This is a genomic window from Pseudomonas parasichuanensis (genome assembly GCF_021601385.1).
GTDB classification, from domain to species: domain Bacteria; phylum Pseudomonadota; class Gammaproteobacteria; order Pseudomonadales; family Pseudomonadaceae; genus Aquipseudomonas; species Aquipseudomonas parasichuanensis.
In genome coordinates this window covers 1-18,650 of sequence record NZ_BQHO01000038.1, presented here as the reverse complement: position 1 = coordinate 18,650, position 18,650 = coordinate 1, and the positions used below count along the sequence as shown (strand labels likewise).

The 18,650-nt window shown below is 66.7% G+C and carries 14 protein-coding genes; 5 read left to right on the top strand and 9 right to left on the bottom strand.

Annotated elements, in window-relative coordinates:
• Positions 1-204 precede the first annotated feature (204 nt).
• The 5 genes from L6D77_RS23315 to L6D77_RS23295 all read left to right on the top strand — a co-directional run bounded on the left by L6D77_RS23315 (position 205) and on the right by L6D77_RS23295 (position 5,623).
• Positions 205-1,236 (top strand): WD40/YVTN/BNR-like repeat-containing protein, encoded by a 1,032-nt coding sequence (locus L6D77_RS23315; protein ID WP_232880120.1) that lies wholly within the window; start codon positions 205-207, stop codon positions 1,234-1,236.
• A complete protein-coding gene (locus tag L6D77_RS23310; RefSeq protein ID WP_232880119.1) occupies positions 1,233-3,626 on the top strand; it encodes an efflux RND transporter permease subunit in 2,394 nt (797 codons plus the stop codon). Before L6D77_RS23315 ends, L6D77_RS23310 begins: the two co-directional genes overlap by 4 nt.
• Positions 3,627-3,793: 167 nt before the next feature.
• Positions 3,794-4,081 carry a DUF5629 family protein gene (locus L6D77_RS23305; protein ID WP_232880118.1) on the top strand — a complete coding sequence of 96 codons (288 nt, stop codon included), beginning with the start codon at positions 3,794-3,796 and terminating at the stop codon, positions 4,079-4,081.
• Positions 4,047-5,177 (top strand): lactonase family protein, encoded by a 1,131-nt coding sequence (locus L6D77_RS23300; RefSeq protein ID WP_232880117.1) that lies wholly within the window; start codon positions 4,047-4,049, stop codon positions 5,175-5,177. The genes L6D77_RS23305 and L6D77_RS23300 overlap by 35 nt, the downstream gene beginning before the upstream one ends.
• A gap of 269 nt (positions 5,178-5,446) precedes the next feature.
• On the top strand, positions 5,447-5,623 hold the full coding sequence (locus tag L6D77_RS23295; protein WP_232880116.1) for a hypothetical protein: 177 nt from the start codon (positions 5,447-5,449) through the stop codon (positions 5,621-5,623).
• Positions 5,624-5,852: 229 nt separating this feature from the next.
• Here L6D77_RS23295 and L6D77_RS23290 read toward each other — a convergent pair whose 3' ends face one another.
• From L6D77_RS23290 to L6D77_RS23250, 9 genes are all read right to left on the bottom strand, one after another.
• Positions 5,853-6,446 (bottom strand): glutathione S-transferase, encoded by a 594-nt coding sequence (locus L6D77_RS23290; protein ID WP_232880115.1) that lies wholly within the window; start codon positions 6,444-6,446, stop codon positions 5,853-5,855.
• On the bottom strand, positions 6,443-10,087 hold the full coding sequence (locus tag L6D77_RS23285) for an AAA family ATPase (RefSeq protein WP_232880114.1): 3,645 nt from the start codon (positions 10,085-10,087) through the stop codon (positions 6,443-6,445). The genes L6D77_RS23290 and L6D77_RS23285 overlap by 4 nt, the downstream gene beginning before the upstream one ends.
• Positions 10,084-11,322, bottom strand: a complete 1,239-nt coding sequence (locus L6D77_RS23280; RefSeq protein ID WP_232880113.1) for an exonuclease SbcCD subunit D C-terminal domain-containing protein — start codon at positions 11,320-11,322, stop codon at positions 10,084-10,086. The genes L6D77_RS23285 and L6D77_RS23280 overlap by 4 nt, the downstream gene beginning before the upstream one ends.
• Before the next feature lie 496 nt (positions 11,323-11,818).
• Positions 11,819-13,444 (bottom strand): BatD family protein, encoded by a 1,626-nt coding sequence (locus L6D77_RS23275; RefSeq protein ID WP_232880112.1) that lies wholly within the window; start codon positions 13,442-13,444, stop codon positions 11,819-11,821.
• Complete coding sequence (locus L6D77_RS23270) at positions 13,441-15,159, bottom strand: VWA domain-containing protein (protein WP_232880111.1); 1,719 nt, start codon at positions 15,157-15,159, stop codon at positions 13,441-13,443. The genes L6D77_RS23275 and L6D77_RS23270 overlap by 4 nt, the downstream gene beginning before the upstream one ends.
• Positions 15,156-16,232, bottom strand: coding sequence for a vWA domain-containing protein (locus L6D77_RS23265; RefSeq protein WP_232880110.1), 1,077 nt, complete (start codon positions 16,230-16,232; stop codon positions 15,156-15,158). Before L6D77_RS23265 ends, L6D77_RS23270 begins: the two co-directional genes overlap by 4 nt.
• The gene (locus tag L6D77_RS23260; protein WP_232880109.1) at positions 16,225-16,719 is read right to left on the bottom strand and encodes a DUF4381 domain-containing protein; all 495 of its coding nucleotides are present in this window, start codon (positions 16,717-16,719) and stop codon (positions 16,225-16,227) included. The genes L6D77_RS23265 and L6D77_RS23260 overlap by 8 nt, the downstream gene beginning before the upstream one ends.
• Complete coding sequence (locus L6D77_RS23255) at positions 16,716-17,660, bottom strand: DUF58 domain-containing protein (protein ID WP_232880108.1); 945 nt, start codon at positions 17,658-17,660, stop codon at positions 16,716-16,718. The genes L6D77_RS23260 and L6D77_RS23255 overlap by 4 nt, the downstream gene beginning before the upstream one ends.
• A gap of 4 nt (positions 17,661-17,664) precedes the next feature.
• On the bottom strand, positions 17,665-18,624 hold the full coding sequence (locus L6D77_RS23250) for an AAA family ATPase (protein ID WP_110995264.1): 960 nt from the start codon (positions 18,622-18,624) through the stop codon (positions 17,665-17,667).
• Positions 18,625-18,650 lie beyond the last annotated feature (26 nt).

The following is an 18,650-nucleotide window of genomic DNA, read 5'->3' as shown; positions in this document are numbered from 1 at the left end:
CTGTAGGAGCAGCCTCGTGCCGCGAAAGGGCCGCAAAGCGGCCCCAGTCGTTTTCAGCGGTTAACAAAACATAACGTCCCGCTCGTTGTTTTCTGCCGGAGTACCCCGATAGGATGGCCCGAAGCTATTCCAGGGCTCTGGAACAGGGTTTCTCGGCACCTGGCAATAGATTGACCCAGCACAAGAACACAACAGGGGGCAGTCATGAGAGAGCGGATTACGGCACGGGGCCGGTACGGCGCCTGGCCATTGGCGGCCAGCGCGATGCTGGCGCTGGCACTGGCGGCATGGGCGGGCAGCGTCGATGCGGCGGTGGCCGCCGAGGAATACTCGGTGGAGTCGGCCAAGGCCAGCCAAAGCCTGTTGATCGGTGCCACCCACGCCGGCAAGCGCCTGGTGGTGGTCGGCGATCGCGGCCATATCCTGTTCTCCGACGACCAGGGCAAGACCTGGACCCAGGCCCGGGTGCCCACCCGGCAACTGCTCACCGCCGTATTCTTCCTCGATGACAAGCGCGGCTGGGCCGTTGGCCATGACGCACAGGTCCTCGCCAGCAGCGACGGCGGCGCCACCTGGAGCAAGCAGTTCGAAGACCGCTCCCGCGAAGCCCCGCTGCTCGATGTGCGCATGCTCGACCCGCAGCAGGGGTTTGCCGTCGGCGCCTACGGCACCGTGCTCGAAACCCTCGACGGTGGCCAGCACTGGCAGGATGTCGGCGAGCGCCTGGACAACCCCGACCAATTGCACCTCAACGCCATTACCTGGGTGAAGGACGCCGGCCTGTTCATCGTCGGCGAGCAGGGCAGCATGTTCCGCTCCAGCGACAACGGCCAGAGCTGGTCGAAGGTCGAAAGCCCCTATGAGGGCTCGTTCTTCGGCGTGATCGGCACCGCCCAACCCAACACCCTGCTGGCTTACGGCCTGCGCGGCAACCTGTTCCGTTCCACCGATTTCGGTGACAGCTGGCAGCCGATTGAACTGAATGCCGAGCGCGGCCCGCTCGAATTCGGCCTGGCAAGCGCTACGCTTCTCGAGGACGGCAGCGTGGTGCTGGTCGGTAACGGCGGCAGCGTGCTGCGTAGCCATGACGACGGTCAGACCTTCAGCGTGCGCAACCGCGCCGACCGCGTCGCCCTGGCCGGGGTCAGCGGCCTCGCCGGTGGCGGCCTGCTGCTGGTAGGGCAGGGCGGTGTGCACCTGGCATCGGCCGACGGTACCCAGGAGGCACGCCCATGACCAGCCGGGAGAGCTTCGACATGCAGCACAAGGACAAGGCTACCCTGCTGGAACGCCTGATCTTCAACAACCGGCCCATGGTCATCGCCATCTGCCTGGTGGTGAGTGTGTTCCTGTTCTGGCAGGCCACGCTGATCCGCCCGTCCACCAGCTTCGAAAAGATGATCCCGCTGCAGCACCCCTTCATCGAACAGATGATGGAGCACCGCAACGACCTGGCCAACCTCGGCAACACCGTGCGCATCTCGGTCGAGGCGGTCAACGGTGACATCTTCGACAAGGACTACATGGAAACGCTGCGCCAGATCCATGACGAGGTGTTCTACATCCCTGGCGTCGACCGCGCCGGCCTCAAGTCGCTGTGGAGCCCCAGTGTGCGCTGGAGCGAAGTCACCGAGGAAGGCTTCTCCGGCGGCGAGGTGATCCCCAACACCTACAACGGCTCGCAGGGCAGCCTCGACACCCTGCGCGACAACGTGCTCAAGTCCGGCCAGGTCGGGCGCCTGGTGGCCAACAACTTCAAGTCCAGCATCGTCGACATTCCGTTGCTGGAGAGCTTCCCCGACCCCCAGGACCCGGGCAAGCAGGTCAAGCTCGACTACCAGCAGTTCTCCCATCAGCTGGAAGAAAAGATCCGCGACAAGTTCCAGGCGCAAAACCCCAACGTCAAGATCCACATCGTCGGCTTTGCCAAGAAGGTCGGCGACCTGATCGACGGGCTGGTGATGGTGGCGATGTTCTTCGGCATCGCGCTGGTGATCACCTGGGCGCTGTTGTACTGGTTCACCTGGTGCATCCGCAGCACCATTGCCGTGCTGATCACCACCCTGGTGGCGGTGGTCTGGCAGCTGGGGCTGATGCATGCGGTGGGCTTCGGGCTCGACCCGTATTCGATGCTGGTGCCGTTCCTGATCTTCGCCATCGGCATTTCCCACGGGGTGCAGAAGATCAACGGCATCGCCCTGCAGTCCAGTGACGCCGACAATGCCCTGACCGCTGCCCGGCGCACCTTCCGCCAGCTGTTCCTGCCGGGGATGATCGCCATCCTCGCCGACGCCGTGGGCTTCATCACCCTGCTGATCATCGATATCGGGGTAATTCGCGAGCTGGCCATCGGCGCCTCGATCGGCGTGGCGGTGATCGTCTTCACCAACCTGATCCTGCTGCCCGTGGCCATCAGCTATGTCGGCATCAGCCAGAAGGCCATTGCCCGCAGCAAGAAGGACGCCACCCGCGAGCACCCGTTCTGGCGCCTGCTGGCCAACTTCGCCAGCCCCAAGGTGGCGCCGGTGTCCATCGTGCTGGCACTGCTGGCCTTCGCCGGCGGCCTCTGGTACAGCCAGAACCTGAAGATCGGCGACCTCGACCAGGGGGCCCCGGAGCTGCGCCCCGACTCGCGCTACAACCAGGACAACCGCTTCATCATCAGCAACTACTCGACCAGTTCCGACGTGCTGGTGATTATGGTCAAGACCCCGGCCGAGCGCTGCTCGATCCACTCGACCATGGCGCCCATCGACGAACTGATGTGGACCATGGACAACACCCCGGGGGTGCAGTCGACCATCTCCCTGGTGACCGTGTCCAAGCAGGTCATCAAGGGTATGAACGAAGGCAGCCTGAAGTGGGAGACGCTGTCGCGCAACCCGGGCATCCTCAACAACTCCATCGCCCGCGCCGATGGCCTGTACAACGGCGACTGCTCGCTGGCGCCGGTGCTGGTGTTCCTCAACGACCACAAGGCCGAAACCCTGGAGCGGGTCACCGCCGCGGCCAAGGCCTTCGCCGACAGCCACAACAAGGACGGCCTGCAGTTCCTCCTGGCGGCCGGTAACGCTGGCATCGAGGCCGCCACCAACGAGGTCATCAAGTCGGCCGAGCTGACCATCCTGATCCTGGTCTACCTGTGCGTGGGGGTGATGTGCATGATCACCTTCCGTTCCTTTGCCGCCACCCTGTGCATCGTGCTGCCGCTGGTGCTCACCTCGGTGCTGGGCAACGCGCTGATGGCGTTCATGGGCATTGGCGTGAAAGTCGCCACGTTGCCGGTGGTGGCGCTGGGTGTAGGGATCGGCGTGGATTACGGCATCTACATCTACAGCCGCCTGGAGAGCTTCCTGCGTGCCGGCCTGCCCCTGCAGGAGGCCTACTACCAGACGCTGCGCTCCACCGGTAAAGCCGTGCTGTTCACCGGCCTGTGCCTGGCCATCGGCGTGTGCACCTGGATCTTCTCGGCCATCAAGTTCCAGGCCGACATGGGCCTGATGCTGACCTTCATGCTGCTGTGGAACATGTTTGGCGCACTGTGGCTGCTGCCGGCGCTGGCGCGGTTCCTGATCAAGCCGGAGAAACTGGCGGGCAAGGAGGGCGGGTCGATCTTCGCCCACTGATCCTCAGCAAGGGGCCGCTCTGCGGCCGAATCGCCGGCAAGCCGGCTTCCACAGGTATTGCGCTGGCCTTGAAGATGGCGCGATCTCTGTGGGAGCCGGCTTGCCGGCGATTGGGCTGCAGAGCAGCCCCATGGCTATAATGGCTGCCCAATTTCCCGGATGCCCCCATGACCCTCGCCGCCACCCTGACCACCTGCGACATGCTCCTGATCGACGGCCTGCACGCCTTCGACTTCACCTTCGACGAAACCGGCCTGGTCATCGAGTGCATGGACGGCCGCCAACTGCGCCGCTGGACCTTCACCCCCGAACAAGTCGCCGCCGCCACTGGCGCGGGCGACGACTGGTGCCTGGCCTCTGCCGAGGGCGAGCATCGTCTAGTCTGTATGAGTGCTTTCAGAGCCCCGGATGAAGAAGACGATGAATCGGACGTGGACGCGCCTGCTGACCGCTAGCCTCATGACCCTTGCAATCAATGCCCACGCCGCCACCTTGCTGGTGGGCAGCTACACCGATGGCGGCAGCCAGGGCATCTACCGTTACGGTTTTGATGAGCGCAACGGCCAGATCGATGCCAAGCCCCAGCAGGTGGTCAAGGCCGTCAGCCCGTCATGGCTGGTGTTGTCCGCCGACCAGCGCCTGCTGTTCGCGGTCAACGAGACTGCGCAAGGCCATGCCAGCAGCTTTTCGCTGAGCGCCAAGGGCGAGATCAAACCGCTGAACCAGGTGCCCAGCCAGGGCGACGAGCCGACCCATGCCAGTCTCAGCCACGACCAGCGCTACCTGTTCGTCGCCAACTATGCTGTCGCCCCCAACCCCGGCGGCAGCCTGGTGGTGATCCCGGTGGCCAGGGACGGCAAGCTCAAGGCGGTGGTGCAGCAGGCGCGGCATCAGCCGAGCAAGGTCAACCCCGAGCGCCAGGCCGGCGCCCATGTGCATTCGCTGGTGCTGTCGCCTGATGGTCGCCACCTGTACGCCAGCGACCTGGGCGCGGACAAGGTGTTCATCTACCGCTACGACGGCGCCAGCCCGGAGCACCCCTTGACCCCGGCGATCCCGCCCTCGGTCGAGCTACCGCCGGGCAGCGGGCCGCGTCACCTGCTGTTCGACGCCAAGGGCAAGCACGCCTACCTGACCCTGGAGATGAGCGCCGAAGTGGTGGTGTTCGATGTGCAGGATGGCGCGCTAAACGAACGCCAGCGCTTGCCGCTGACCGACCTCAAGGACCCTGCCGCCAAGGCCGCCGGCGGGCTGCACTTGTCGGCGGACGGCCGTTTCCTCTACGTCAGCAACCGTGGCACGGCCAACGAGATCGTGGTGTATGCGGTGGGCAAGGACGACGGCCAGCTGACCCTGCTGCAGCGCCGTTCGGTGGAGGGCGATCATCCCCGGGAGTTCACCCTCGACCCCAGCGGCGACTTCCTGCTGGTGGCCAACCAGAAGAGTAACCAGATCGTGGTCATGCACCGCGATCCGCGTAGCGGCAAGCTCGGTGACACCGTGCAGAAGCTCGAGCAGCAGGCGCCTTCGGACCTCAAGTTCCTCGAATGACGCGCGCCCACCCCTGGAGGAGCGGCCTTGCGCCGCGAACGGGCTGCGCAGCAGCCCCGGCAATCTTGAGTTGGAATCAAGATCCCGGGGCCGCTTGCAGCCCGTTCGCGACCCAAGGCCGCTCCTGCAGGCGGGCGCGAGGCAATTATCGATTGCCGTGATAATCGCTACTGCCGCAATGAATTTCAGCAGGCGCCCCCATCGGCGTAAGTTTTGACCCAAGGCCCCGACGGGCCAACGTCAAACCACCGAAGTCGAGGTCTGCCCACATGAACTTCAACATCTTCTCGCTCATCGCCGCTTCCGCCATTTCCGCCTCGGTCGTGCTGCCAGCGCACGCGCAAGCCGAACACAGCAGCAAGCCTTCCACCACCCACAGCTACACCGACAAGTACCTGCAACAGAGCGCGCACTTCCACGCTGCCCTGAGCAAGCACTCCAATTGAGTGTGTAAAGCCATTGGTAATAGCACAACGCCATGTGATTTAATTTGACGCTAAATTTTTGACTCACCAAAGGGGCTGAGCATGATGTGGCGTATCACGGCGGTAGTGCTGTTGTTGATGTCGGCGCCGATCCTGGCGCTCTGAGCTACAAGCTAAAAGTTTCAAGCTACAAGAAAGAACCGAGTCAACCGCTCGACTTGGCGCTTGAGGCTCGTTACTTGAAGCTGCCTCACTTGGCCATGATGGCCTTGAACAGGTCCGATTCCAGCCAGCCCTGCAACCAGCTCCGCACCCGCGGATAAGCCGCCTCGGCGAACCACTGCGGTTCGACCCCGGCAAACTGGCGCATCAAGGGCAGCAAGGCGGCATCGGCCAGGCTCGGGTGATCGGCCAGCAGGTATGGCCTGCCTTCGAGCAGGCTTTCCAGCTCCACGAGCCACGCTTCGGCCTGTTGCCGGTAGTGCTCACGGGAATGCTCGGGGTAGCGCTCGGCATACTTGTACAGGTTCACCTGGGCCTTGAACGTGCTGTCGTTGCGCGCGATCAGCGCATCGGCCCGTTGCGCCGCCGCCGGGTCGGCCAGCAGGCGCCAGTCCTCGGGATCATGCCGGGCAAGGGCCCAGCGCATGATATCCAGGCTCTCCTCCAGTACCCCATCCCCGGTATCGAGCACCGGCACCGTGCCCTTGGGCGACAGGGCCAGCAGCTCGGCCGGCTTGTTCTTCATTGCCACCTCGACAATTGCCACCGGGCACTGCGCGTAGCGCAATGCCAGGCGTGCGCGCATGGCCCAGGGGCAGCGGCGGAACGAGTAGAGGATCACCCGCTCACCTCGACATCGCTCAGGCCGTTACCTTGGCGGCGCACCTGGATCTGCACCGGGATGCGCTCATGCATCTCTTGTACGTGGGAAATCACCGCCACCTTGCGGCCCTGGGCCTGCAGGCCGCCGAGGGCATCCATGGCCAGTTGCAGCGACTCGGGGTCGAGGCTGCCGAAGCCCTCGTCGATGAACAGCGATTCGATGCGCAGGGTGCTGGAGGCCATCGAGGCCAGGCCCAGGGCCAGTGCCAGCGAGACCAGGAAGGTTTCGCCGCCCGACAGCGAATGCACCGAGCGCAGTTCGTCGCCCATCTCGGTGTCCAGCACCAGCAGGCCCAGGGCACTGCCGCCGCGCTTGAGGCGATAGCGCCGGGCCAGTTGGCGCAGTTGGCTGTTGGCGTGGTGCAGCAACAGGTCGAGGTTGTAGCCCTGGGCGATCTTGCGGAACACATCGCCCGAGGCGGAGCCGATCAAGGCGTTCAGGCGTGCCCAGCGTTGCCACTGCTGATAGGCCTGCTCGATCTGCTCGGCCAGGGCCTGGTGTGCCTGCTGGCGGCGTTGATCGTCGGCCTGCTGGGCGCGCAGTTCGGCGCATTGATGCTCCTGGGTGACAAGCTGCTGCTGCAGCTCGGCGAGGCTCTGCTCCAATGTCTCGACCGGTAGTTCGCCATGGGCTTGGGCAGCATGTTGCTGCAGGCGCTGCTCGCGCTCCTGCAACAGTACCCGGCCTTGCTCGATGGCCTTTTCCGCTGCCTGCAGGTGTTGGCGCAAGTCACCGAGTTGAGCGTCGTCGATGGCCAGCAAGCGGTCGAGGCCAGCGTCGTCCAGTTCAGGGTGGGCGCTGCGCCATTGGGCGATTGCGCCCTGCAGTTGCTGGTGCTCGTGCTCCAGGGCTTGCTGGCGCTGGCTGTTGGCATTGAGTTCAGCGGCCAGTTGCACGCCTTGGGTATGCAAGGCCTGCAAGCGCTGGGCAGTGTCGGCGTCAGCGGCGCGAGCCTGTTCCAGCTGCGTCTCCATATGTTGCTGCCAGGCTTCGGCGCTGGCCTGTTCGCCGAGCAGTTCGCCGAGGGTGGCCTGGGCCTGCTGGCGCTGTTCGTCCAGTGCGGTGATTTTCTGCAGCAGTTGCTGCTGATTGTGCTGGCGGGCCTGTTGCTGGTCGCGCAGCTTGTCCAGCTGTTGCTGGCGTGCCTGTTGTTCTTCCTGCTCGTCCTTGCGCTGGTCGAGTTGCTGGCGGCGCAGGGCAATCTGCTGGTCAAGGCCGAGGAAGGCCTGGGCCGGGTCGTCGCGCAGGGCCTGGAGAATATCCTGGGGCAGCACGCTGGCCAGGTCGTTCAGGCCCTGCTCCAGTTGCTGTTGGTCGGCGGCCAGGGCCTGGTGTTGCTGGTCAAGATGGCGCTGGGCCTGCTCCTGAGCCTGGTTGGCGGCCTGTAGCTGCTGGGTGAGGCGGGCGGCGTCCTTCTGCAAGGCGAGCAGGGTGCCCTGGCGTTTCTCGTCGCGGTCGATCTCTTCGCCCAGGCGGCGCAGCTGGCCGTCGAGCCAGGCGCTACGGGCTTTGTCGTCCTGGGGCGCGAGCGCCGGCCACAGGGCGTGGGCCTGAACCTGCTCGAGCAATGGCTGCAGCTGTTCGCCCAGCTTGAGCTGTTGCTGCTGATAGTCCTTGAGCTGGGCGTTGACCACGCCCAGCTCGGTACGCAGTTCCACCAACCTGGCGTTGAGCTGTTCGACCTGTTTCTGCGCGGCCGCCTCCTCGGCCTGGTCGTGGCGACCCAGGCTGTGCAACAACGCTTCTGGCTGGTGGAACGGGTGCTCGGCGCTGCCGCATACCGGGCACGGCTCGCCATCGCGCAACTGGGCGCGCAGCTCTTCGACGCTGGTGTTGCGCGCCAGGCGCTGGCGTTCGAGCAACTGGCGGGTCAGGGTCAGTGCCTGTTCGGCGCTTTCCAGCTCGGCCTTGGCCGCGGTGCCTGCGCCGATCAGTTGCTGGCGCTGCTGCATGGCCTGCTGCTGGCGATCACGCAGGGCGTCGAGGGTCTGTCGCAGTTCCAGCTCACGGCCATGCAGGCGGGCTAGTTCCTCGACGGCGCGCTGCTGCTTGCGGTTGTCCTGGAGCATGCCGCCGAGCAGGTCGATCTGTTCGGCCAGCGCGTGGGGTTCGGCCCCGGCTTCACGGAACAGCACCTCGAAGCTGTCGCGCTGGGCCTGCAACTGGGCATTGGCCTGGCTCACCTGGGCCTGCAGGCCGGGCAGCTCCTCGCGGCCCTTGGCCAGCCGGCCGCCGATCAGCATCACCTGTTTCAATTGCGGCAGGTAGGCCTGCCAGGCGTTGGCCAGGCTGCCCAGGTGTTCACTGTCGGCCAGTGCCGCATCGATCTGCGCCAGTTGCTGCTGGCTGCGCAGCTGGTTTTCCTCCAGTTGCTGCAGGTGTTGCTGAGCGTCACCGACTTCCTGCTCGGCCTGCTGACAGGCTGCGCGTTGTTCGCCCAGCTCTTTGTCAAGGCGGGCCAAATCGCCCTGGGCGGCGAATGCCTGGCGCAGGCGCGGGGCGTTATCGCTGTGCTGGGCTTGATGCAGGGCCAGGGCCTGGCGCGCCGACTCCAGTAGCTGCTCCAGTTCGCTGGTTCGGGTAAGCAGTTCGCCCTGCTGGCGCTGCTGTTCGGCAATCGCCACGGCCAGCGGCGCCAATTGCCCGGCCAGATCCTGCTGGCGATGGAACTGGTGGCGCTGCGGCGCAAGGCGTTCCAGGCGCTGCAGGTCGAGGCGTTGTTCGGCCAGTTGTTGCCAGCTGTGCTCGGCGGCTTGCAAGGCTGCCTGGGCTTCGCCGTGCTGGGCCTGCAACTGGCGTTGTTCGTCGAACCAGGTGCGCTGCTGCTCCAGTTGGCGCTGGCGGGCCTGGTCAGCCTTGAACTGCTGTTGGGCCTGTTCCAGTTGCTGGTCGAGCAGGGCGCGGGCGTCGCTGGCCATGGGCAGCAGGTGCTCGGCCTGCTTCTTCAGGTCGTTGTGGCGTTCGCCGGTTTCCCGCGCCTTGCTGAAGGCGCGCTGGCCGAGGCGGGTGTAGATTGCCGTGTTGGTGAGCTTTTCCAGCAGTTCGCTGCGCTCTTTGTCGTCGGCCTTGAGGAAGGCGCCGAACTCGCTCTGGGCCAGCATCACCGCGCGGGTGAACTGTTCGAAGTTCAGCCCCAGGCGCGCTTCGATCAGCTGCTTGTATTCGTTCTTGCCGCTGCCCAGCAGCTGCTCGCTGTCCAGGTCGTACAGGCTCTGGCGGCTGTGCTGCAGCTTGCCGTTGGCTTTCTCGCGGGCGCGGTTGGCCTCCCAGCGGGCGCGGTAGCGGCGGCCGTCGATGCCAACGAAGTCGACTTCGGCAAACCCGCTGCCGGTGCCGCGGCGTAGCAGGTTGCGCGGGTCCGAGGTAGGGATGTCGCCGTCGGCATCCGGCACCTTGGCTTCCCGGGCGATGTCGTTCAGCCGCGGCACAGTGCCGAACAGGGCCAGGCACAGGGCATCGAGCAGGGTGCTCTTGCCGGCACCGGTGGGCCCGGTGATGGCGAACAGGCCGGCGCTGGCCAAGGGTTCCGCGGTGAAGTCGATGTCGATCGGCCCGGCCAGCGAGGCGAGGTTTTTCAGGCGGATGGCAAGAATCTTCATGGCTGCTCCTCTTCCTGCAGGACGTCCTGCAGCAGCTCGGCAAAATCGGCCAGGGCCTGCTCGTCGGCGGGGTTGCCGTAGGCCTGCTGCCAGGCGCGGCCGAACAGGTCCTGCGGGGTCATCTGCGCCAGTTCGACGAACGCGAGTTCATCCTCCTCCTCACGCCCCGCGCCTGCGTATTCGGCGCTGATGCGCACCAGGCGCACCGCCTTGCCCTGCAGCGCACCCTCGATCTGCTGGCGCAGGTCGGGCTGTGGCTCGTCCAGCACCACCCGCACTTCAAGCCAGGGCTGGCGGTTGGGGTCATCGAGCAGGTCGATCACCGGCAGCTCGCCGAGCTGCACCAGCAGTTCGCCCAGCGGGGCCGGGCCGACCCGCTGCAAGGCCACTGCGCGCGGTACCAGGCGTGGCTCGACGCTGACCAGCTCGCTGCCGTCGAGCTCCACTTCCAGCACCTGGTGTGGGTAGTTGATCTCGGCGAACGATAGCGGGATCGGCGCGCCGCTGTAGCGGATGCGGTTCTCGCGGTTGACCTTCTGCGGCTTGTGCAGGTGGCCCAGGGCAACGTAGCCGATGGCCTTGTCGAACAGCCGCGCCGGCAGGGCTTCGGCATTGCCGATGATCAGGCTGCGCTCGGAGTCTTCCGAGATGCTGCCGCCGGCCATGTGCGCATGGCTGATGGCGACCAGGGCCTGGTCCTTCTTGCGTTTTTTCTGCGCTGCCGCGATCAGTTGCTCGTGCACCTGGGTGATGCCTTGCAGGTAGTCGTCCCCCAGCGCCGGGCCGGTGACTTCGGCCGGGCGCAGGAAGGGCAGGGCCAGGCACCAGGCCGCCACCTTGCCGCGGGCGTTGGTCAGCGGGATCAACAGGCGCTCGGCGTCCAGCTGGCCTTCGTCCAGCCAGTGCACCCGGCCCAGGGCGTGGGTGCGCAGGCGGCGCATCAATGGCGCCGGCAGCTCGATGCGCGAGCCGGAGTCGTGGTTGCCGGCGATCATCACGATATCCAGCTTGGGCTGCTGTTCGTGGGCCTGGACAATGAAGTCGTACAGGCGCTCCTGGGCTTTGACCGGCGGGTTGACGGTGTCGAAGATGTCGCCGGCGATCAACAGCGCATCGGGCTGGCGCAGGTGCAGCTGGCCGAGCAGCCAGTCGAGGAAGCAGGCATGTTCGAAGTCGCGTTCCTGGCCATGCAGGCTCTGGCCAAGGTGCCAGTCGGAGGTGTGAAACAGACGCATGGAAAATCCGTTGGATGAGCGGCAAGGGGGCTATAGGGCAAGGGCGGTATGGTAACCCATCGTGGGGGACTTGAAGCCAGGTGTGTGGTGCGAAGGTTTCAGGGCTTGGTTGGGTCAGGGTTTTGCTCGCGATGTGTTCGCCTGAAGGGTTGTGGCGCCTACAAGATCGAGCGCCGCCCGCGCGGCGCATCGCTGGCAAGCCAGCTCCCACATTTATTTCGGGCCAGTTACTCCTGCAAGGTCATCACTGTCCGCCTTGTTGGTTCGACTCGATATTGAGGTGGGCACCACTGGCGCCCCACCTGACTTGAGACATGCACCAAGGCGTGCAGCGGTACCTTCACAGGAATAATTGGCCCGAAACAGATGTGGGAGCTGGCTTGCCAGCGATGCGCCGCGCGGGCGGCGCTCGATCTTGAGGGCGCTGCAAGGCTTTCGCCTGGCACCTGGCCGCCCTCACGCGATTGATCCCAAGGCCCTCGAAAGACCACCCCCGCTACTTCGGATACAACGGCGGCAAACTCCCCACCTCACCCGTCGGCGTCAGCACTTGCTCAGCCCTGGGAATATCACCAATCGCCCGCCACAGCTCATCCCCATGCCAGTACTGGCCACTCTCGCTGTACAGCGCCCCATTCAACCCATCCAGCGCATCGGACAACGGCACGAAGCGCGCCGCCATCTCGGCCAGGGTCTCCGGCTGCTGCCGCGCCCAGGCGTCAAGCGCCTGGCGAGTGGCCTGGGGGTCGTTGGCCTGGCAGGCGCGCTTGAGGTCGTCGAGCAGGGTGCGCGGGCTAGGGCCAGTCTGTGCGGCACGCAGCACCGCCGGCTGCGAGCGGGCACGCCACCACAGGGTGAAGCCGAGCAGGGTGGTCAGGGCCAGGACCAGCGTGGCCAGTTGCCAGGGCCACAGCAGGCGGCTGGCGCTGCTGCTGTCGCCCACCGGGGTGTCGGCGCTCAGTGCCGGGTTGTCCAACACGCTGAGGGTGCGTGCCGGCAGGCTGCTTTGTTGCAGATGGTCTTCGAGGGTGTTCCACCAGGTCACTTCCAGCGCCGGCAAGGCCAGCTCGCCACTGTGGGTGGGCACCAGCGCCTCGCGCTCTTCGCGGTTGGCGACCATGCCGCGTTCGCTGATCTCGTTGCGCAGCAGCGGCTGGTCCGGGTAGCGGCGCAAGCCGACCGCTTCGGTGGCCGGCAGTGGCGGCAGCTGGGTGCTCGACAGCCCGTCGGCGCGCAGGGTGACGTTGCGCGTCAGCGAGTCGCCGATCTGCGTGGGCTGGCTGGCAGGGTCAGGGTACCAGTGCTCTTCCAGGGTCAGGTTGCGTGCTGGCAGCCAGGGGCGGTCTTTCGGGTAGTTGGCGGGGATCGGCTTTACGGTAAGGCGCAGGGGCAGTGAGCTGACCTGCACCTGGCGGCCTACCCGAGGGGCGCCGGCGGGTTGCGTGCCGTTGTCGGCCGCGGTGGCGGTGAACCGCAGCGGTGGAATTTCGAGCTCGCCGCTTTGCTGCGGGTAGACCGCATAGCGCGTCTCGATCACCCCATGGCGCACGCCGTTGATGTCTTTTTCATAGGTGCGCGACTCGCCCAGCGGGTCGACCTTGGCGTTGTCCAGCTGCAGTGGGCTGAGGCTTGAGTCGTCGTACAGCGCCACCGAGTGATAAATGCGCACGGTCAGCACGGCCTGGGCCTGGACGTACACCTCGTTGCTGTCCAGGGCGGTCTCGACGAACACCTGTGAGGCCACGTCCGGGCGTTGGCTGTCAGCCTGCTGCACCTGCAGGTCGATGGCCTGGCTGTGGGACTGCCCCAGTTGCAGTTCGGGGATGCGCAGGCTGCCACTGCGCCGGGGCAGCAGGGTGATGATCCAGCGGGTGCTGGCGCGGGTCTCGCCGTCAAGGCTGTGCAGGCTGTTGAGCTGGCGCGTGCCACGTACCTCGAAGTCGGCGTCGAGGGCGTGCAGGTCGGGTTTGCCGAACTGGGTGACGTCCTGGCTCTCGAGGGTGAGCTCGAGGGTTTCGCCGGCCTCCAGGCGCGTGCGGTCGACACTGGCCTTGAGGGTGAGCTCGGCGTGGGCCACCAGGGCCCACAGCAGGGTGAAAATCAAGACGCCGAGGCGACTCATCGTGAGGTTTCCTGATGCAATTGCTGTTCATACCAGAATTTGCGCCGCAACAGTTCCGCCGGGTTGTCGGGGATCTCGCGCAGCCATTGTTCCAGGGCCTGGCGCTGTTCGGCGTCAAGGCTGGTGGAGACCGGCCGCTGCGGCGGCTGGGTGACACTGTCGTCGTCGCCCCCGACAGTACCTGGCGTTGTCTGGCTGGGGTTGCCATTGGCGTTGTCGCCGGACTGCTCGGGCTGGGCCTGTTCCTCGGCGCCAGGGGTACCCTGGGCGCTGGCTGAGCTGCTGTTGCCTTCGTTGTCGGTGCCAGGTGAGTCCTGGGCATCGGCATGGGTCGGCGGATCCTCCGCCTTGGCCTCGCGCTGTTGCAGCAGCTGCTGGACCAGTGCCTGGTTGTCCAGCGCAGGCTTGAGGTCGGGCTGGCGCTCCAGGGCCTGCTCGTAGGCGTCCAGCGCCGCTTCAAGCTCGCCGGCGCGGGCCAGGGCATTGCCTCGATTGTAGTGGGCGGTAGCGTCGCTGCCCTGGGCGAATGCGGCCGCGGCGCCAGCGAAGTCACCGGCCTGGTACAGGGCCATGCCGCGCCATTGCGGGTCCTGGAAGCGGCGCGCCGCCGCTGCCGGTTGTTGGCGCTGGAGCAACTGCTGGCCCTGCTGGTCTGGCCTTAACCACAGGTCGTTGAACTCGAAGGCCTGGCTCGGCTGCGGCAGCGCCAGCAGCAGCGGCAGGCAGAACAGCCAGCCGCGTCGCCCGGCACAGGCGGCCAGCAGCAGCAGGGGCAGCAACAGCCAGTAACCCTGGTCGGCCCAGCTGTCCAGTTGCACGGTCTGGCCGTCGTTGCGCAGTTGGCGTGGGTTGTCGAACAGACCGAGGCCGCGCAGGTCGAGGTCGTCGATGCGGGCGTGGCGGTAGCGCCCGCCGGTGCCATTGATGAAGCGCTTGAGCGCGGCACTGTCCAGACGCGGCAGGAGGATGCCGCCCTGGTCGTCCTTGAGGTATTCGCCGCTGGCCTGGCGCACGGGCGCGCCCTCGCTGCTGCCGATGCCCAGCATCAGCAGGCTTGGGCCTTGGCGGCCCAGGGCCTTGGTGATGCCGTCGCGCTCCTGCTCGCTCAGGGCCGAACCGATCAGCAGCAGGCGGCCCTGGCCCAGTCCGCTCTGGGCCAGCAGCGACAGGCCCTTCTGCACGGCCAGGTCGGCGCGCTGGCCGGGCTGCGGCATGATCGAGGGGTCGACCGATTCGAGCAGGTTGCGCGTGGTGCCCAGGTCGTCGGACAGCGGCACCAGCGTGTGCGCGGAGCCGGCGTAGACCACCAGTGCGGTCTGGCTGTCACGGCGGTGTTCGAGCAGGTCGAGGATCTTGCGCCGGGCCTGCTCCAGACGGTTGGGCGCGCTGTCTTCGGCGAGCATCTGCGGGGTGAGCTCGAGCAGGATCACCAGCGGGTCGGCGGGGCGCTGGCGGGTTTCTTCCAGGCGCTGCCAGCTTGGCCCGAGCAGGGCCAGCAGCACCAGCAGCCAGGCCAGGCCCAGGGCGACCCACGGCAATTTGCTGGTGCTGCCGCTGCCGCCTCCGAGCAGCACAGCGTGGAACTGCTGGGGCAGGATCAGTTGCCAGCGCCCGGCACGCTTGCGCCGGTGCCAGAGCTTGAACAGCAGCCAGCCGAGCAGGGGCAGTACCAGCAGCCAGAGTGGGCGCAGCCATTGTGGCCAGAGTTCGATCATCGCCGCCTCCTCAGGCGCAGGCGCTTGAGGCGCTGGCGCCATTCGGGATGCGGCTGCAAAAAGCGTGGCTTGCGCAGCAGGCGTTGCAGCCGGTTGTCCGGCCACTGCACGGCCACCACCAGCAGCACGCTGAGCAGCAGGGCCAGGGCCAGTGGCCAGGCGTACAGTTCGCTGGCGGTGCGGGCCTGGGTGGGTTGCTGGGCCACCGGTTCCAGCTGGTCGAGGGTGTCGCCGATGGCGTTGAGCTCAGCGCCGTCATGGGCACGGAAATAGCTGCCGTGGGTGATGTCGGCGATCTCCTTGAGCGAGGCTTCGTCCAGGTCCAGGCTCGGGTTCAGGCCGATCAGGCCTGGGGTGCCGCTGGCCTCGGGGTTGGCGCCGATGCCGATGGTGTAGATGCGCACGCCTTCCTGCGCCGCCAGGCGGGCGGCGGTCAGTGGGTGGATCTGCCCGCCGTTGTTGGCGCCGTCGGTGATCAGCACCAGCACCCGGCTTTGCGCCGGGCGTTGGCGCAGGCGCTTGACCGCCAGGCCGATGGCGTCGCCGACGGCGGTGTTCTTGCCGGCGATGCCGATCTGCGCTTCGTCGAGGAAGGTGCGCACGGTACGCCGGTCGAAGGTCAGCGGGGCCTGCAGGTAGGCCTGGCTGCCGAACAGGATCAACCCGACCCGGTCGCCCTGGCGGTCTTGCAGGAAATCGCCCATCAACGCCTTGACCAGGTCGAGCCGGCTGATCTCATCGCCTTGCCACTGCATGTCGGGGAAGTCCATGGAGCCGGACACGTCCACCGCCACCAACAGGTCGCGGCCGCTGGCCGAGACCGGCACCGGGTCACCCAGCCATTGCGGGCGGGCGGCGGCCAGCAGCAACAGCAGCCAGATCAGGATGAACGGCGCCTGCTGGCGCCAGGTCGGCAGGTTCAGCCGTGCGCGGCGCCCGGCCAGGCCTTCGAGCTCGTCGAGAAAGCCCACCTTGAGCACCGGCTCGCCACTGTCGGCGGCGGGCAGCACCAGGCGCGCCAGCCAGGGCAGCGGGAACAGCGCCAGAAGCCACGGCCAGGCCAGTTCAAACATGCTTGCGGATCCAGGTTTCGACCGCCTGGGCGAGCCCGGCGATGGCTTTGTCGTCGAGCTTGCACTCGGGCTTGTAGGCGCCTTCGACCAGCACCATCCAGCGCGTCAGGCCGGCGGCCGGGCAGCGGTTGTCGAGGAAGGCCAGCCATTGCCGGCCGTTGAGGGTATGGCTGTTGGCGCCGGGGTAGTGGTTGCGGCACAGGCGCTTGAGCAGGGCGTTGATCTGCTGCAGCCAGGCACCGGCCGGGACGCCGTCGTAGGGACGCGGCAGGCGCGCCAGTTCTGCCAGCGCTTCGACACGCACCGGGTCCAGCGGTTGTTCGGCGCGTACCACCTTGCGCTTGCCTGGCCGCCAGCGGCGCAGGCGCCAGGCGCCCCAGGCCAGCAGCGGCAGCAGGGCGAGCAGCAGCCACCAGCCAGGCGCCGGTGGCCACAGGCCGATCGGCGCCGGGGCGATCAGCGGTTGCAGCTGATCCAGCGGGTTCATTGGCGGCTCCCGGGGCGCTGGGCATTCAGGTATTCGCGCAGTTGTTCAATCATTTCGCTCTGGGTGCTCAGCGGCATCAGCACTACCCGCAGCTTTTGCGCCAGCAGCTCCCAGCGCTCGATACGTGCCTCGGCCTGCTGGCGGTAGGCCTGGCGTAAATTGGCGTCGAGGGTGTCGAGTTCCAGCTGTGCACTGCGCTGGGCGAAGCGCAGCAGGCCGGCGGCGGGCAGGGCGTGGTCGAGCGGGTCGCTGACCGGCAACAGCAGCACATCGCAATGGCGCGAGAGCATCGCCAGGTGTTGCTCGACGCTGGCGCTGAGCGCGCGTTCGTCGCAAATGACGATGGCCAGGCTGCCTGGGCGCAGCACCTCGCGTGCCCGGCGCAGGGCCAGGCCCAGGCTGTCGGCCTGGGGCAGGGCTTCGGTGTGCAGGGCCTGGTTGACCTTGGCCAGGCGGTTGAGCAACTGCAGCAGGCTTTGCTTGCTGCGCCGTGGCTTGATTTCCAGGTGCTCGTTGTCGCCGAACACCAGCCCGCCGATGCGGTCGTTGTGGCCCAGCGCGGCCCAGCCGAACAGGGCGGCGGCCTGGGCCGCCAGCACCGACTTGAACATCAGCCCGGAGCCGAAGAACAGCCGCTGGCTCTGTTCGACCATGATGAAGATCGGCCGCTCGCGCTCTTCATGGAACAGCTTGGTGTGCGGCTCCTGGGTGCGCGCGGTGACGCGCCAGTCGATGTTGCGCACATCGTCGCCGGCCTGGTAGACGCGCACCTGGTCGAAGTCCACCCCGCGCCCGCGCAGTTTCGAGTGGTGCAGGCCCACCAGCGGGCTACGCTGGCCGGGCCGCGAGAACAGCTGGATCTCGCGCACGCGGTGGCGCATGTCGATCAGGTCGGCGAGGCCGATGCGGATGCCGGAGTCGGCCAGCGAGCGGGTGGGCATGGGGTCAGGCGACGGCGACGACGTCGAGGATGCGCTGCACCACGCGGTCCTGGTCGACCCCCGCGGCCTCGGCCTCGAACGACAGGATGATGCGGTGGCGCAGTACATCGAACAGTACCGCCTGGATGTCCTCGGGGCTGACGAAGTCGCGCCCGGCCAGCCAGGCGTGGGCGCGTGCGCAGCGGTCCAGGGCGATCGAGCCGCGCGGGCTGGCGCCATAGGCGATCCAGTCGGCCAGTTCGCTGTCGAACTTGGCCGGGGTGCGCGTGGCCATGACCAGTTGCACCAGGTATTCCTCCACGGCATCGGCCATGTACAGGCCGAGGATTTCCTTGCGCGCGGCGAAGATGGCCTGCTGGCTCACCCGCCGCTCCGGCTTCACCTCGCCGCCCAGCGCTTCGCCGCGGGCCTGCTGGAGGATGCGCCGCTCGACTGCGGCGTCGGGGAAGCCGATCTTCACATGCATCAGGAAGCGGTCGAGCTGGGCTTCGGGCAGCGGGTAGGTGCCTTCCTGTTCGATCGGGTTCTGCGTGGCCATTACCAGGAACAGCGGCGACAGCTCGTAGGTGCTGCGCCCGACGCTGACCTGGCGCTCGGCCATGGCTTCGAGCAGTGCCGACTGGACCTTGGCCGGGGCCCGGTTGATTTCGTCGGCCAGTACCAGGTTGTGGAAGATCGGCCCCTGCTGGAACACGAAGCTGCCGGTTTCCGGGCGGTAGATTTCGGTGCCGGTGATGTCGGCGGGGAGCAGGTCGGGGGTGAACTGGATGCGATGGAACTCGGCTTCGATGCCCTCGGCGAGCTCTTTGATGGCCTTGGTCTTGGCCAGGCCCGGAGCCCCTTCAACCAGCATGTGGCCGTCGGCCAGCAGCACGATCAGCAGGCGCTCGACCAGTTTTTCCTGGCCAAGGATCTGGGAAGAGAGAAAGGTGCGCAGCGCGTTCAGCGCCTCACGGTGTTCCATCGTCGACGGTTCCTGGGGGTGGGCCT

Bases quoted from the DNA above. Each gene is read 5' to 3' on its own strand.
- L6D77_RS23315 (WP_232880120.1), top strand. From the start codon at position 205: ATGAGAGAGCGGATTACGGCACGGGGCCGGTACGGCGCCTGGCCATTG.
- L6D77_RS23310 (WP_232880119.1), top strand. From the start codon at position 1,233: ATGACCAGCCGGGAGAGCTTCGACATGCAGCACAAGGACAAGGCTACC.
- L6D77_RS23305 (WP_232880118.1), top strand. From the start codon at position 3,794: ATGACCCTCGCCGCCACCCTGACCACCTGCGACATGCTCCTGATCGAC.
- L6D77_RS23300 (WP_232880117.1), top strand. From the start codon at position 4,047: ATGAATCGGACGTGGACGCGCCTGCTGACCGCTAGCCTCATGACCCTT.
- L6D77_RS23295 (WP_232880116.1), top strand. From the start codon at position 5,447: ATGAACTTCAACATCTTCTCGCTCATCGCCGCTTCCGCCATTTCCGCC.
- L6D77_RS23285 (WP_232880114.1), bottom strand. From the start codon at position 10,087: ATGAAGATTCTTGCCATCCGCCTGAAAAACCTCGCCTCGCTGGCCGGG.
- L6D77_RS23280 (WP_232880113.1), bottom strand. From the start codon at position 11,322: ATGCGTCTGTTTCACACCTCCGACTGGCACCTTGGCCAGAGCCTGCAT.
- L6D77_RS23275 (WP_232880112.1), bottom strand. From the start codon at position 13,444: ATGAGTCGCCTCGGCGTCTTGATTTTCACCCTGCTGTGGGCCCTGGTG.
- L6D77_RS23270 (WP_232880111.1), bottom strand. From the start codon at position 15,159: ATGATCGAACTCTGGCCACAATGGCTGCGCCCACTCTGGCTGCTGGTA.
- L6D77_RS23265 (WP_232880110.1), bottom strand. From the start codon at position 16,232: ATGTTTGAACTGGCCTGGCCGTGGCTTCTGGCGCTGTTCCCGCTGCCC.
- L6D77_RS23260 (WP_232880109.1), bottom strand. From the start codon at position 16,719: ATGAACCCGCTGGATCAGCTGCAACCGCTGATCGCCCCGGCGCCGATC.
- L6D77_RS23255 (WP_232880108.1), bottom strand. From the start codon at position 17,660: ATGCCCACCCGCTCGCTGGCCGACTCCGGCATCCGCATCGGCCTCGCC.
- L6D77_RS23250 (WP_110995264.1), bottom strand. From the start codon at position 18,624: ATGGAACACCGTGAGGCGCTGAACGCGCTGCGCACCTTTCTCTCTTCC.